General features: G+C 73.1%; 13 protein-coding genes. 5 read left to right on the forward strand and 8 right to left on the reverse strand.

Features of this window, described 5'->3' with window-relative positions; genetic code table 11:
• Positions 1 to 16: 16 nt before the first annotated feature.
• On the reverse strand, positions 17 to 1,822 hold the full coding sequence (locus ACYBSK_RS04735) for a glycoside hydrolase family 3 protein (RefSeq protein WP_460245266.1): 1,806 nt from the start codon (positions 1,820 to 1,822) through the stop codon (positions 17 to 19).
• Between the two features lie 395 nt (positions 1,823 to 2,217).
• Positions 2,218 to 3,183: a LysR family transcriptional regulator gene (locus ACYBSK_RS04740; protein ID WP_460245267.1), complete on the reverse strand. Its 966-nt coding sequence runs from the start codon at positions 3,181 to 3,183 to the stop codon at positions 2,218 to 2,220.
• 114 nt (positions 3,184 to 3,297) lie between these two features.
• On the opposite strand from ACYBSK_RS04740, the gene ACYBSK_RS04745 reads away from it, so the two are divergent.
• Entirely contained in the window at positions 3,298 to 4,275 is a 978-nt protein-coding gene (locus ACYBSK_RS04745) for an EamA family transporter (RefSeq protein WP_460245268.1), read from the forward strand.
• 4 nt (positions 4,276 to 4,279) lie between these two features.
• On the opposite strand, the gene ACYBSK_RS04750 is transcribed toward ACYBSK_RS04745, so the two are convergent.
• The 3 genes from ACYBSK_RS04750 to ACYBSK_RS04760 all read right to left on the reverse strand — a co-directional run bounded on the left by ACYBSK_RS04750 (position 4,280) and on the right by ACYBSK_RS04760 (position 6,783).
• On the reverse strand, positions 4,280 to 5,080 hold the full coding sequence (locus tag ACYBSK_RS04750; RefSeq protein ID WP_457475561.1) for a sugar phosphate isomerase/epimerase family protein: 801 nt from the start codon (positions 5,078 to 5,080) through the stop codon (positions 4,280 to 4,282).
• A gap of 17 nt (positions 5,081 to 5,097) precedes the next feature.
• A complete protein-coding gene (locus ACYBSK_RS04755; protein ID WP_457475562.1) occupies positions 5,098 to 6,033 on the reverse strand; it encodes a bifunctional helix-turn-helix transcriptional regulator/GNAT family N-acetyltransferase in 936 nt (311 codons plus the stop codon).
• A gap of 99 nt (positions 6,034 to 6,132) precedes the next feature.
• Positions 6,133 to 6,783, reverse strand: coding sequence for a TetR/AcrR family transcriptional regulator (locus tag ACYBSK_RS04760; protein ID WP_460245269.1), 651 nt, complete (start codon positions 6,781 to 6,783; stop codon positions 6,133 to 6,135).
• 121 nt (positions 6,784 to 6,904) lie between these two features.
• Here ACYBSK_RS04760 and ACYBSK_RS04765 point away from each other — a divergent pair, with 121 nt between their 5' ends.
• Positions 6,905 to 7,258 carry an HGxxPAAW family protein gene (locus tag ACYBSK_RS04765; RefSeq protein ID WP_460245270.1) on the forward strand — a complete coding sequence of 118 codons (354 nt, stop codon included), beginning with the start codon at positions 6,905 to 6,907 and terminating at the stop codon, positions 7,256 to 7,258.
• Between the two features lie 99 nt (positions 7,259 to 7,357).
• Here ACYBSK_RS04765 and ACYBSK_RS04770 read toward each other — a convergent pair whose 3' ends face one another.
• Entirely contained in the window at positions 7,358 to 8,404 is a 1,047-nt protein-coding gene (locus ACYBSK_RS04770; RefSeq protein WP_457475566.1) for a LacI family DNA-binding transcriptional regulator, read from the reverse strand.
• A gap of 223 nt (positions 8,405 to 8,627) precedes the next feature.
• Here ACYBSK_RS04770 and ACYBSK_RS04775 point away from each other — a divergent pair, with 223 nt between their 5' ends.
• Genes ACYBSK_RS04775 through ACYBSK_RS04785 form a run of 3 tightly spaced genes read left to right on the forward strand, consistent with a single transcriptional unit; the run spans position 8,628 to position 11,778 of the window.
• Complete coding sequence (locus tag ACYBSK_RS04775; protein ID WP_457475567.1) at positions 8,628 to 9,785, forward strand: Gfo/Idh/MocA family protein; 1,158 nt, start codon at positions 8,628 to 8,630, stop codon at positions 9,783 to 9,785.
• Complete coding sequence (locus tag ACYBSK_RS04780; protein WP_460245271.1) at positions 9,782 to 10,936, forward strand: dihydrodipicolinate synthase family protein; 1,155 nt, start codon at positions 9,782 to 9,784, stop codon at positions 10,934 to 10,936. Before ACYBSK_RS04775 ends, ACYBSK_RS04780 begins: the two co-directional genes overlap by 4 nt.
• A complete protein-coding gene (locus ACYBSK_RS04785; RefSeq protein WP_460245272.1) occupies positions 10,933 to 11,778 on the forward strand; it encodes a sugar phosphate isomerase/epimerase family protein in 846 nt (281 codons plus the stop codon). Before ACYBSK_RS04780 ends, ACYBSK_RS04785 begins: the two co-directional genes overlap by 4 nt.
• 208 nt (positions 11,779 to 11,986) lie before the next feature.
• Here the strand turns inward: ACYBSK_RS04785 and rbsD are convergent, their stop codons facing one another.
• Together rbsD and rbsK are read right to left on the reverse strand one after the other, a co-directional pair.
• Positions 11,987 to 12,376 (reverse strand): D-ribose pyranase, encoded by a 390-nt coding sequence (gene rbsD / locus ACYBSK_RS04790; RefSeq protein ID WP_457475570.1) that lies wholly within the window; start codon positions 12,374 to 12,376, stop codon positions 11,987 to 11,989.
• Positions 12,373 to 13,272 (reverse strand): ribokinase, encoded by a 900-nt coding sequence (rbsK, locus tag ACYBSK_RS04795; protein ID WP_460245273.1) that lies wholly within the window; start codon positions 13,270 to 13,272, stop codon positions 12,373 to 12,375. The genes rbsD and rbsK overlap by 4 nt, the downstream gene beginning before the upstream one ends.
• Positions 13,273 to 13,317 lie beyond the last annotated feature (45 nt).

Raw genomic sequence — 13,317 nt, forward strand, 5'->3', positions numbered from 1 at the left:
GCCCCCTACGGACGGGTCAGTACGACAGGCCGTAGCCGATCGGGTAGAGGACCTGCGTCGGGTCGTCGGCCTTCTGCACGGGCACCGGCAGCTTGCCCCGGGGCTCCGCCCGGCCCGCCAGCACCCGCACCGCGGCCCGCAGTTCGACGTCGATCCACGAGTACGCCGCGACGTGAGCGTCGGCGGCGGACAGCTGGGCGACGTCGTACGGGTTGCGCAGGGAGAGCGTGACCACCGGCACCCCGGTCGCGGCGACGGCGTTCACCAGGGCCTGCTGGGCGCTGCCCTTGGCGACGTTGTAGGTGCCGATCACCACGGCGTCCTTGCCCTCGGCCGCCGCCACCGCCTGCGCGATCGTCGCCTGGGTCGGTGCCGTGCCGGTCGGCAGCACCGTCGCGGTGAAGCCGAGTTCGGTGAGCGCCGCGCCGATCACGGTCGTCGGCGGCCCGTCGCTGAGCGAGGGGGAGGCCGGGTTGGCGCCGAGCACCAGCACGTTCTTGTGCGTACGGCGCGACAGCGGCAGCAGCCCCTCCTTGTTGACCAGCAGCGTGGTCGTGCGCTCCGCGATCCGGTCGGCCGCGGCCAGGTGCTCGCGCGTGCCCACCGTGCGGTCGACACCGCTGTGCGAGACGTACGGCTTCTTGATCAGGCCCAGCCTCGCCTTCAGGCGCAGCACGCGCAGGATCGACTCGTCGAGCCGCGCCTCGGTCAGCTCCCCGCCCCGGACGGCCTCCAGCACCGCGTGCCAGGCGACCGACAGGTCCGGCGGGTTGAGCAGCTGGTCGACGCCCGCCTTCAGGGCGAGCACCGGGACGCGGTCGTCGCCGTACTTCGTCCGTACGCCCTCCATGCCGAGCGAGTCGGTCACCACGACGCCGTCGTAGCCGAGTTGCTCGCGCAGGATGCCGGTGAGGATGGGGTGCGAGAGGGTCGCCGGGTCCTCGGACGGGTCGAGCGCGGGGACCACGATGTGGGCCGTCATGATCGAGTCGATGCCGGCCGCGATCGCCGCCCGGAACGGCGGGGCGTCCAGCTCCTCCCACTGCTCACGGGTGTGCGTGATGTACGGGATGCCGGTGTGGCTGTCGGTCGCGGTGTCGCCGTGGCCGGGGAAGTGCTTGGCCGTCGAGGCGATGTCCGCGGACTGGTAGCCCTTGACCTGGGCCGCCACGAGCCCCGCGACGGCCTCCGGGTCGGCGCCGAACGAGCGGACGCCGATCACGGGGTTGGCCGGGTTGACGTTGACGTCGGCGTCGGGCGCGTAGTCCTGCCGGATGCCGAGGGCGCGCAGTTCGGCGCCCGCGATCCGGCCGGCCTGCCGCGCGTCCTCCCGGGAGCCGCTCGCGCCGAGGGCCATCGCGCCGGGGAAGAGGGTGGCGGGTTTGCCGACCCGGGCGACGACGCCGTGCTCCTGGTCGGTGGAGATCAACAGCGGGATGCGGGAGGGCTGTTGGAGCCCGGCGCGCTGGATGCCGTTGCTGAGGTCGGCGATCTGGTGCGGGTCGCGCACGTTGTGCGCCCACGCGAAGTAGATGATGCCGCCGAGCTTGTACGTGTCGATGAGCTCGGCCGCCGTGCGGACGCCGATCTCCTTGAGGTTGGCGTCGATGTCGGCCTGGTCGGGGTCGGTGGCCGAGTGGCCGTACACCCGCATGACGAAGAGCTGGCCGACCTTCTCCTCCAGGGACATCCCGGAGATGATCTTCTTGAGAGCCTGGTCGGACGAGGCGGCGCCCGCGGCCCGCGCGGACCCGGCGCTGAACCCCGCGGCCGCGACCGAAGCCGTCGCGGCGGCGAGCACGATACGTCTGGACAGTGGCACGTTCGCTCCTTCCGGAGGAGGTGCGGAGCCTGAAGGAAACTTCCGCGCGCAACGGATATCCGGAAAATTTCTGCCAGTCAAGGGTTCGCGCAGGTACGGCAGTTGAGGACGAGCGTCCCCGGGGCGGTCCGAAGGAGGGGCCGTCACCGGCACTTTGGAGGGGGCGCACCGGTGACGGCGACGCTGCCGGCCGCAGGCGGCGGAGAGGGTTTGTCGACGTTCGCAGCCAGCAGCGATGCCGACACCGCACTGCGGTGACTCTCCGGCAGCGTGTCCTTCTGACGGAAGCATGCGGGACCGGGTTCCCGGGATTCGGCGATTTCGTGAAATAGGTGCGGGGGAGGTGAACGGGGCGGCCGGGGCCGCCCTCGAACCGGTACGGGCGAGCAGAGGTGCTAGTCCCGAACCGGTGCCGGTGCCGGTGCCGGTGCCGGTGCCGGAGCCGGAGCCGGCGCGGGGACCAGGCGTGCGTCCGCCTGTGCGCGCAGCGCCTCGACGACCGCGCGGACCGCCGGACGGCGCGAGGTTCCGGTGCGCCACAGCGCGTACACGCGCCGCCGTGGCACCGGGTCGAGGCGGACCACGGCGACCCCCTCGGGCAGCGTGCCCCGCCCCAGCCGGGGCAGCACCGCGATGCCGAGGCCCGCCGCCACCAGCGCCGCCAGCGTCGGGTTCTCCTCGGCCTGATGCGCGACGAGCGGCTCGAAACCCGCGGCGCGCATCGTCCGCATCAGCCAGTCGTGACACACCCGCCCCGGCGGCTGCGACACCCACCGCTCGCCGCCGAGCTCCTCGCGACGCACCGCCGCCCGCCCGGCCAGCGGATGACCGGCCGGTACGACGAGATCGCACAAGTCGTCCCCGATGACGGCCTGTTCGACTCCCGTGGGCGCCGGGAGCGGCGCGATGTCCCAGTCGTGCGCGACCACGAGATCGACGGCGCCCTTCGCCACCAGGTCCACCGACAGATGCGGATCGACCTCGGACAGGCGGGTGTCGAGCGCGGGGTGCCGCGCGGCGAGGTCGGCGAGCGCGCCGGGCAGCAGGCCGCGGGCGGCCGAGGCGAACGCGGCGATCGTCAGCCGTCCCGCGGGCACCCCGCGGCGCTCCTCGATACCGGTCTCGGCGCGCTCCATGATGGCCATCAACTCGCGCGCGGTATCCGCCAGTTGAAGCGCCTCGTCGGTGAGCCGGACGCCGCGCCCCTCCCGTTCGAGCAGCACCGTGCGGGTCTCCCGCTCCAGCTTCGCGATCTGCTGCGAGACGGCCGACGGCGTGTACCCGAGGGCGGTCGCGGCGGCGCCCACGGTGCCGTGCACGGAGACGGCGTGCAGGGCGCGCAACCGCTGAAGGTCCAACATGGCGTGCGCCCTCCTCGGGGCAGAGCGTGTCCCGCGTGTCTTTAGCGTGGCTTCATCCAACCATGCAGCAATCATCGCTGGTGCTAAAAGGTCGCGGGCGGTGATCCTCGACGCATGAAACCCGCGCACACCGGACTCGCCGTCCTCGTCGGGGCCCTCTGGGGCGTGAACTTCGTCGTCATCGACATCGGCCTCGACCACTTCCCTCCGCTGCTCTTCTGCGCCCTGCGCTTCCTGCTCGCGGCGCTGCCCGCGGTCTTCTTCGTGGGGCGGCCGAGGGTGGCGTGGCGGTGGGTGGTGGGGGTGGGGCTCGCGCTGGGCGTGGGAAAGTTCGGGCTCCTCTTCCTCGGCATGAACGCGGGCATGCCCGCGGGCCTGTCCTCCCTGGTCCTCCAGGTCCAGTCCGTGTTCACGGCGGTCATCGCCTTCGCGTTCCTGCGGGAGCGGCCGGGGCCGGTACGGCTGCTGGGGATGGTGGTCGCGCTCGCGGGCATCGGGGTGGCGGCGGCCGACGAGGGCGGCTCGGGACCGCTGGGCGCGTTCGCGCTGGTCGTGATCGCGGCGGCCTTCTGGGGGGTGTCCAACGTGCTGACCCGGAAGGCGGCGCCGGACGCGCCGTTCGCGTTCATGGTGTGGTCCAGCGCGGTTCCGGTGGTGCCGCTGCTGGGGCTCTCGCTGGTGTTCGAGGGGCCGGGGCGGGACGTGGAGGCGGTGGCGTCCCTCGACCTTCCCGGGGCGGGGGCGATCCTTTACGTGGCGCTGGTCACGACGTTGTTCGGGTTCGGGGTGTGGAGCCGGTTGCTGCGGAGGTACGCGGCGTCGACGGTGGCGCCGTATTCGTTGCTGGTGCCGGTGTTCGGGATGTCGTCCGCGGCGCTCTTCCTGGGCGAACCCATGACCCCCCTCAACTGGACCGCCGCGGCCCTCCTCACCCTGGGCGTCACCCTGACGACCCGCGCCGGGCTCAAAGGCCGGGGCCCTGCCCCGCACCCCGCTCCTCAATCGCCGGAGGGGCTTGAATGTGGCCCCAGCGCATTTCCAGCCCCTCCGGCGATTGAGGAGCGGGGTCCGGGGCGGAGCCCCGTGGCGTAGGGGGTCAGGCCGATTCGGTCAGGAGCCGGCTCACGTGGTCGTGGCCCGCCGCGAGAAGCCCGGGAAGCGGCGCCGCCGCCCCGTACCACCGCGCCTCGTACTCCCAGCACAGCCACCCGTCCCACCCCTCCCGCATCAACACCTCCACGCACTCCGCGAGCGGCAACACCCCCGCCCCCAACGCCAACGGCGTCGTGTCGTCGCCCCCGGCGATGTCCTTGACCTGCACATACCCGAGGTACGGAGAGAGCGCCGCGTACGAGGCCACCGGCTGCTCACCCCCGAGCCACGTGTGCATCACGTCCCACAACGCCCCCACGTTCCGGTGCCCCACCAGCCCGAGGACGCGGGACGCGTCCGCCCCGGTGCGATGCGAGTCGTGCGTCTCCAGGAGCACCCGCACCCCCCGGTCCGCCGCGTACTCGGCGGCGACGCCCAGGCGCCGCGCCGCGGTCGCGTCCGCCTCCTCGGGCCCCTGCTCGTCGCCCCCGCCGGGGAAGACCCGTACGTACGGCGCGCCCAGGTCCCGTGCGAGGTCGACCAGCGCCCGCACCTCGTCGAGCACCGGCCCGTCCTCGCCGGGCGCCGCCACCCGCGCGTACCCGGCCACGCCGAGGACCTCCACCCCGGCCGCCTTGAACCGGGCCGCCACGTCCGCCCGTTGGGCGTGGTCGAGCCCGGGATGGACGGGCTCCTCGGGGTGGGCGCGCAGTTCCACGCCGTGATACCCGTGCGCCGTGGCGAGCGCGAGCACGTCGTCGAGAGGGAGACCGGGGACACCGAGGGTGGAGAACGCCAGCTTCATGGGGCGGACCCTACCCGTCAGTCCGCCGTCTTATGGAGGGCGAGTTTCCAGTCCTGTCCGACGAGGTCCGCGCCGAAGGACCGGTGCGGCCTCTCGCCGACGAGCACGAAGCCGTGCCGCTGGTAGATCGATCGGGCCGACGCGAGGACGTCGTTGGTCCACAGCACCATCTCCCGGTACCCGACGCCCCGCGCGAAGTCGACGCACGCGCGCACCAGCCGGTCACCGATGCCGAGCCCGCGCGCCTCCGGCTCCACCAGCAGCAGCCGCAGCCGCGCCGCGCCCGGCGCCTCGTCCCGTACGCACATCACGCAGCCCACCGGCCGCCCGTCCAGCTCGGCGATCCACACCCGCTCCAGGTGCGGGTCGTGGTCCTCGGCGAAGTCGGCGACGATGCGCGCGACCAGCCCCTCGTAGTCCGTGTTCCAGCCGAACTCGGCCGCGTACACGGCCGCGTTGCGCGAGACGATCCAGCCGAGGTCGCCGGGGCCCGGCTCGCGCAGCAGCACGTTGTCGGGGTGCGGGGCGGCGCGTCCGTCGCCGAGCACCTCGCGGACGGTGCGCAGCGCCTCGGAGAGGCGGGTGCGGTCGGCGGCGGGGACGGTGCCGAGGAGGGAGCCGACGCGTTCCCGCGAGCGCTCGTCGAGCAGTTCGGTGACGCCCCTGCCGCGCGCGGTGAGCGTGATGCGACGGCGCCGCGAGTCCCGCTCGGAGGAGCCGCGCTCGACGAGCCCGTCCCGCTCGAACTTGTTGAGGATCCGGCTCAAGTAGCCCGCGTCGAGGCCGAGTCGGGTGCGCAGGTCCGCGGCGTCGACCTTCTCGGTGTGCGCCAGCTCGTACAGCACGCGGGACTCGGTGAGGGTGTACGGGGCGTACAGGTGGCGGCCGTAGTCGAGCGCGCCGATGACGTTCGTGTAGAAGCGGTTGAAGGACCGGATGTCGTGCACGGTCATGGGCCACCCCGCTGCTCGCGTCTGATCGTTGACTCAGTCAGAGGTTCTGCCTCGGCCCACCGTACGCCCGGGGTGGGTGCGCGTCCACGGCCGCGGGCGTCAGATGCCGCCCCGGCCCCCCGGCCACGCCGCCAGCGCGAACTCCGCCACCCGGCCCAGCTCCTCGGCGTCCGCGCCGTCCCGTGCGCGCTGCGACAGGCCCTGCACGACCGCCGCGAAGTACGAGGCGAGCGCGGCCGTGTCGGTGCCGGGCGGCAGCTCGCCCGCCGCACGCCCCTGGCGCAGCCGCTCCTCGAAGGAGGCGACCCCCGCGTTGCGCACCTCGCGCAGGAACGCGGCGATCTCCGCGTCCTGCTCCGTCACGTTGGTCGCCGCGCTGATGGCGAGACAGCCCGCGGGGTGCGAGGGGTCCGCGTAGGTGCGGGCGGCCTCGCGCAGGACGCGGGCGAACGCCCCGTACGCCGTCGCCTCCTCGGCGAGCGCCACGCCGACGAAGGCGCCGACGGGGGACCGGCCGTAGACCTCGACGGCCTCCCGGAACAGTGACTTCTTGTCGCCGAACGCGGCGTAGAGGCTGGCCGGGCGGATGCCCATGGCGGCGGTCAACTCGCCGACCGAGGTGGCCTCGTAGCCCCGCTCCCAGAACAGCCGGACGGCCACGGCGAGCGCCGCGTCCCGGTCGAACGTGCGCGGCCGTCCCCGCGGCCGGGTCTTCCCCTCGGCCGTGCCGCCCGTCGTAGCGCCAGTCATGCCGCCACTGTACCCACTCTTCTTGAACGAGCACTCAAGAAGGGTGCTAGAGTCCGGACGACTTGTTCTTGAGTCATCGCTCAATAAATGTCGGTGGTGTACGGGACTGGAGGCGTGGCGGATGCATGCGACGGACGAGGGACACACCCTCGCGGGCTGGACCGGCTGCGCGGTCGCCGCGGCGGGAACCGCGGCGACGGGCCTGGGCGTCACCGGCCGGCCCCCGGGGATCTGGCTCGGCCTGGCGGTGCTGATGGCCGCCGCCCCGCTCACCTGGGCCCTCCACCTCGCGGGCTGGGGCAAACCGCCGGGCCCCCGCCCCGCGTCCCAACGGCCCTTGCGCGTGCGGGACGTGTCGGCCCGCGCGGGCCACGCGTCCTGCACCGGCTGCCGCCTCGCGGGCCGCCGCCCCCCTGCCCCCGTGGGCCCCGGCCGTCCAGCCGCCCAGCACCCGCCGCGAGCCGTCCGCCAGTAGCGGCGTGCGTCGGCACCCGTGGCCGACGGCGGTCCTGGATGCGCTTGCCGGGGGCGGCCGCCCTTCGGGGCCGACCGGCTCCCTCGGCGGCAACCGCCCTTAACCGCGCGGCTTCCCCGTCGACCCCCGCACCATCAGCTCCCCGCTCACCTTCACGATCCGCCCCCGCGGCGCCGCCTCGCGGCCCATCGCGATGCGGCCCGCGCGGGCCGCCGCCTCGGTGAGGGGGAGGCGGAAGGTGGTGAGGGCCGGGACGGCGTCGATGCTGAAGGGGAGGTCGTCGAAGCCCGCGACCGAGACGTCCTCGGGGATGCGCAGGCCCGCCTCCCGCAGCGCCGCGCACGCGCCGAGCGCCACCGTGTCGTTGGCCGCGACCACGGCCGTCAAGTCCGGGTCCCGGCGCAGGAGTTCGGTGGTCGCCTCGTAGCCGGACGTGCGGTCGTACGAGCCGTGCGCCACCAGGCCGTCCGACTCGCTCACCCCGGCCGCAGCCAGCGCCTCGCGGTGGCCCTCCAGCCGGTGCCGGGTCGTCGTGCGCTCCTGGGGGCCCGCGACGTAGCCGATCCTGCGGTGCCCGAGCCCGAGCAGATGCTCCGTCAACTCCCGTGCCCCGCGCCGGTTGTCGAAGGTGAGCGCCACCGCGTCGGTGTCCGGAACCGGCGGCCGTCCGCACAGCACCACCCGCGTCCCGGCCTCCGCGAGCCGGCGCAACTTGCCCGCCATGGCCGCGGCATGGGCCTCGTCCTCGATGGCCCCGCCGGTGAGCACGACCGCGGCGGCGCGCTGCCGCTGGAGCAGGGTGAGGTAGGTCAGCTCGCGCTCCGGGTCGCCGCCGGTGTTGCAGACCACCGCGAGCCGCTCCCCGCCCGCCCGGCCGCCCGGCCCGACGATCTCCGACTGCACCGCGGAGGCCATGATCCCGAAGAACGGGTCGGCGATGTCGTTGACCAGCACGCCGACCAGGTCGGACGTGGCGGCGGCGAGTGCGCTCGCCGGACCGTTGAGCACGTAGTCGAGGTCGTCCACGGCCTTCAGCACCCGCTCGCGCGTACTCGCGGCGACGGGGTAGTTCCCGTTCAGCACGCGCGAGACGGTGGCGGGGGACACCTGCGCGCGGGCGGCCACGTCCGCCAGGGTCACGGTCATCGAGTCAGCCTCCGGGAGGGGTCCCGGGCCCGCGGTGACGCTCGCGGCAGAGCTCCCGAAGGCCCCGGTCTCGTATCCGCTCTTGTCCGAGCGGCAGTCCAGAGGCTAGCTTCTTCTTAAGTAGAAAGCGCTTGCTACGAAAGATTTCGCAGGCGCCGCCTCGCGTATGCAGCAATACGCGGTACACGAGTGGCCGCCCGGCCGGCCGGAGGAAGGGACTCACGTGACACGCAAGACGGTGCGCATCGCCATGAACGGTGTGACGGGGCGCATGGGCTACCGCCAGCACCTCGTCCGCTCCATCCTCGCGCTGCGCGAGCAGGGCGGACTCGACCTCGGCGACGGCACGGTGCTGTGGCCGGAGCCGATCCTCGTGGGCCGCCGCGAGCACGCCCTGAAGGCGCTCGCCGACAAGCACGGTCTGGACCCGGCGAACATCTCCACCGACGTGGACGCCGTCCTCGCCGACGACAGCGTCGACATCTTCTTCGACGCCGCGATGACCCACACCCGCGAGGACTTCCTCAAGAAGGCGATCGCCGCCGGAAAGCACATCTACACCGAGAAGCCGACCGCCACCGGCCTGGAGGGCGCCCTCGAACTGGCCCGCCTGGCGCGCGAGGCGGGCGTCAAGTCCGGTGTCGTGCAGGACAAGCTGTTCCTGCCGGGCCTGCTCAAGCTGAAGCGCCTCATCGACGGCGGCTTCTTCGGCCGCATCCTGTCCGTGCGCGGCGAGTTCGGCTACTGGGTCTTCGAGGGCGACTGGCAGGAGGCCCAGCGGCCGTCCTGGAACTACCGCTCCGAGGACGGCGGCGGCATCGTCGTCGACATGTTCCCGCACTGGGAGTACGTCCTGCACGAGCTGTTCGGCCGGGTGACCTCGGTCAACGCCCTGGCCTCCACGCACATCCCGACCCGCTGGGACGAGAACGGCAAGCCGTACGACGCCACCGCCGACGACTCCGCGTACGGCATCTTCCAGATCGAGGGCGGCATCGTCGCGCAGATCAACTCCTCGTGGGACGTCCGCGTCAACCGCGACGAGCTGGTCGAGTTCCAGGTCGACGGCACCGAGGGTTCCGCCGTGGCGGGCCTGCGCAACTGCCGTGTCCAGCACCGCAGTTCCACCCCGAAGCCCGTGTGGAACCCGGACCTTCCGGCCACCTACTCCTTCCGCGACCAGTGGCAGGAGGTGCCGGACAACCAGGAGTTCGACAACGGCTTCAAGGTCCAGTGGGAGCTGTTCCTCAAGCACGTCTACACCGGCGCCGACTACCACTGGGACCTGCTGGCCGGCGCGCGCGGCGTGCAGATGGCCGAGCTGGGCCTGAAGTCGTCCGCCGAGGGCCGCCGCCTCGACGTTCCGGAGCTCTCGCTGTGACCATCCATCTCCCCAACGCAGCCGGTGAGTTGACGGCCTACGAGCCGCGCGCCGAGCCTCTGGCCTTCGACACCGGCGCCCCGCTGGCCTCCCGCGTCGTGTACTCGGCGGCCCACGTCGTCGCCGACCCGTTCGCCGACACCACCCCGGACTCCCCGGCCGCCGTCGACTGGGACGCCACCCTCGCCTTCCGCCGCCACCTGTGGTCGCACGGCCTCGGCGTCGCGGAGGCCATGGACACCGCGCAGCGCGGCATGGGCCTCGACTGGGCGGGCGCCGCCGAGCTGATCCGCCGCTCGTCCGCCGAGGCCGCGTCCGTCGGCGGCCGGATCGCGGTCGGCGTCGGCACCGACCAGATCGCGCCCGGCGCCTCGCTCGCCGAGGTGCGGGCCGCGTACGAGGAGCAGCTCGCGGTCGCCGAGGAGGCCGGTGCGCAGGTCATCCTGATGGCCTCCCGCGCGCTCGCCGCCGCCGCGAAGTCCCCGCAGGACTACGCCGACGTGTACGGCCACCTGCTGCGCCAGTCGACCGAGCCCGTCATCCTGCACTGGCTCGGCCCGATGTTCGACCCGGCTCTGGAGGGCTACTGGGGCTCGGCCGACCTGGACGCCGCCACCGACACCTTCGTCGAGATCATCAAGGCGCACTCCGACAAGGTCGACGGCATCAAGGTCTCGCTCCTGGAGGCCCAGCGCGAGATCGACATCCGCCGCCGCCTGCCGAACGGCGTGCGCTGCTACACCGGCGACGACTTCAACTACCCGGAGCTGATCGCGGGCGACGAGCGCGGCTTCTCCCACGCCCTGCTCGGCATCTTCGACCCGCTGGGCCCGCTCGCCGCGAAGGCGGTGCGCGTCCTCGACACGGGCGACGTGGACGGCTTCCGTCAACTCCTCGACCCGACCGTCGAGTTGTCCCGCCACCTGTTCCAGGCGCCGACCCGCTTCTACAAGACCGGCGTCGTCTTCCTCGCGTGGCTCTCCGGCCACCAGGACCACTTCACGATGGTCGGCGGACAGCAGTCGTCGCGCTCGCTGCCGCACTTCGCGCGCGCCTACCGGCTCGCCGACGGGCTCGGCCTGTTCCCGAAGCCGGAGCTGGCGGAGGCCCGCATGAAGAACCTGCTCGCCCTGTACGGAGTGACGTCATGAGCGCCGAGAAGTTCACCGCGGACCCCCGCTTCTCCATCAACCAGATGACCGTCAAGCAGCTCGGGCTGCCCGAACTGGTCGACGCGTGCCGCGAGTTCGGCGTCCAGCACCTCGGTACGTGGCGCGCCCCCGTCCAGGAGTACGGTGTCGAGGCCGCGGCGAAGCTGCTGCGCGACGCCGGGCTGAACGTCACCACGCACTGCCGCGGCGGCTTCCTCACCGGGATCGACGAGGCCGAGCGCAAGGCCGCGATCGAGGACAACAAGCGGGCCGTCGACGAGGCCGTCACGCTCGGCACGAACGTCCTGGTGCTCGTCTCGGGCGGCCTCCCGGCCGGCTCGTACGACCTGGGCGGCGCCCGCGAACGCATCGGCGACGCGCTCGTCGAGCTGGCCCCGTACGCCGCCGAGCGCGGCGTCCGGCTCGCGATCGAGCCGCTGCACCCGATGTACGCGTCCGACCGCTGCGTCGTCTCGACGCTCGCCCAGGCACTGGACCTCGCCGAGCGCTTCCCGGCGGAGCAGGTCGGCGTCTGCGTGGACACGTACCACATCTGGTGGGACGACCAGGCGCCCGCGCAGATCGCGCGGGCGGGCGCGCAGGGGCGCATCGCGACGTTCCAACTCGCGGACTGGACCACGCCGTTGCCCGAGGGCGTCCTCAACGGGCGCGGTCAGATCGGCGACGGCGCGATCGACATGCGGTACTGGCGCGGCCTCGTGGAGGCGCAGGGGTACACGGGACCGATCGAGGTCGAGCTGTTCAACGACGGCCTGTGGGCCCGCGACGGGCGTGAGGTGCTGGCCGAGACGGCCGAGCGGTTCACGAAGCACGCCGTTTAGAAGATCCGGAAGTTTTCTGCGCGACCGCGTACAACCCTCCGAGCGGCCCGCGTGTCGTACCTGGTGTCGGAACACCTGGGAGGGGGATCTGGGGGGATCGGGAGTTCCGGCGCAGGAGGGGGAAAGCCCGAGGGGCCCGGTCCGCGGACCGGGCCCCTCGCTGCGTCCTCCGCACCCGCTCGGGTCAGAACTTCGGCGCCCGCTCGGGTCAGAAGAAGACCCCGCAGCGCAGGAGCACGTTCGCGTACGGCCGGGCCTCTCCGGTGCGCACGACGAGCCGCGCGTGCGCCGACAGCGCCTTCAGCTCCTCGTGGGTGACGAACCCGAGCGGCGACAGGCGGGCGCCGAGCAGACCGGCGGCCTCCGGGTTCGCCTCCCGCACCTCGTGGGCCGCCGTCGCCGCCTCCACGACCAGCTCGTCCAGCAGCCCGTCGAGCACCTCCGCGAAGGACGGCACCCCGGCCCGGAACGCGAGGTCGACGACGCGCGGCCCCGCCGGCACCGGCATCCCGACGTCGCACACCAGCACGCCGTCGCCGTGCCCCAACTCGGCGATGGCGCCCGCCAGATGACGGTTGAGTATGCCGCCCTTCTTCACAGCGCGGCCACCTCCTCCGCCGTCGGGTACGACGCCTGCGCGCCCTCCTTCGTGACGGCGGCCGCGCCGACCTTCGCGGCGTAGGCGGCGGCGTCGGCGAGCGGCTCACCGGTGCCGAGCCGCCACGCGAGCGCCGCCGTGAACGCGTCACCGGCGCCGGTCGTGTCGACGGCCTTCACCTTCACCGCGGGCACCCGCTGAGCGCCGGAGGCGTCCGCGACGAGCGCGCCCTCGGAGCCGAGCGTGACGACGACCGAGCGCGGGCCCAGCGCGAGCAGCTGCCGCGCCCAGTCCTCCGGGTCGTCGCCGAGATCCGTACCGGCGATGACCTTCGCCTCGTGCTCGTTGACGATCAGCGGGTCGCAGACCGCGAGCACCTCGTCCGGGAGCGGGGCGGGCGGCGAGGGGTTGAGGACGAGCCGCGCGCCGTCCGGCAGACTCCGCGCGACCTCCGCGACCGTCTCCAGCGGGATCTCCAGCATCATCGAGACGACCCGCGCGTTCGCGAACAGCTCGCCCGCCGCCCGTACGTCCTCGGGTGTCAGCCGCCCGTTCGCGCCCGGCGACACCACGATCGAGTTGTCGCCGGACGGGTCGACGGTGATCAGCGCGACCCCGGTGGGCGCCCCGCCGACCAGCACGCCGGACGTGTCCACGCCCGCCGCCTCCAGGGACCCGCGCAGCAGTTCGCCGTGCGCGTCGTCGCCGACCCGCGCGAGCAGCGCCGTACGCGCCCCCAACTTGGCCGCGGCGACCGCCTGGTTGGCGCCCTTGCCGCCCGGATGCAGCGCCAGGTCCGAGCCGAGCACGGTCTCGCCCGCGGCGGGCCGCCGCTCGACACCCACCACGAGGTCGGCGTTGGCCGACCCCACGACAAGGAGGTCGTACCTGTTCATGATGTGCCTTTCTTCGTACGTCACGCCAAAGGGTACGAGTACGTC

The organism is Streptomyces sp. BYX5S, from assembly GCF_054724165.1.

Excerpts from the sequence above, each read along its gene's own strand:
- ACYBSK_RS04740 (WP_460245267.1), bottom strand. The coding sequence starts at position 3,183 with ATGTTGGACCTTCAGCGGTTGCGCGCCCTGCACGCCGTCTCCGTGCAC.
- ACYBSK_RS04745 (WP_460245268.1), top strand. The coding sequence starts at position 3,298 with ATGAAACCCGCGCACACCGGACTCGCCGTCCTCGTCGGGGCCCTCTGG.
- ACYBSK_RS04750 (WP_457475561.1), bottom strand. The coding sequence starts at position 5,080 with ATGAAGCTGGCGTTCTCCACCCTCGGTGTCCCCGGTCTCCCTCTCGAC.
- ACYBSK_RS04755 (WP_457475562.1), bottom strand. The coding sequence starts at position 6,033 with ATGACCGTGCACGACATCCGGTCCTTCAACCGCTTCTACACGAACGTC.
- ACYBSK_RS04760 (WP_460245269.1), bottom strand. The coding sequence starts at position 6,783 with ATGACTGGCGCTACGACGGGCGGCACGGCCGAGGGGAAGACCCGGCCG.
- ACYBSK_RS04765 (WP_460245270.1), top strand. The coding sequence starts at position 6,905 with ATGCATGCGACGGACGAGGGACACACCCTCGCGGGCTGGACCGGCTGC.
- ACYBSK_RS04770 (WP_457475566.1), bottom strand. The coding sequence starts at position 8,404 with ATGACCGTGACCCTGGCGGACGTGGCCGCCCGCGCGCAGGTGTCCCCC.
- ACYBSK_RS04785 (WP_460245272.1), top strand. The coding sequence starts at position 10,933 with ATGAGCGCCGAGAAGTTCACCGCGGACCCCCGCTTCTCCATCAACCAG.
- rbsK (WP_460245273.1), bottom strand. The coding sequence starts at position 13,272 with ATGAACAGGTACGACCTCCTTGTCGTGGGGTCGGCCAACGCCGACCTC.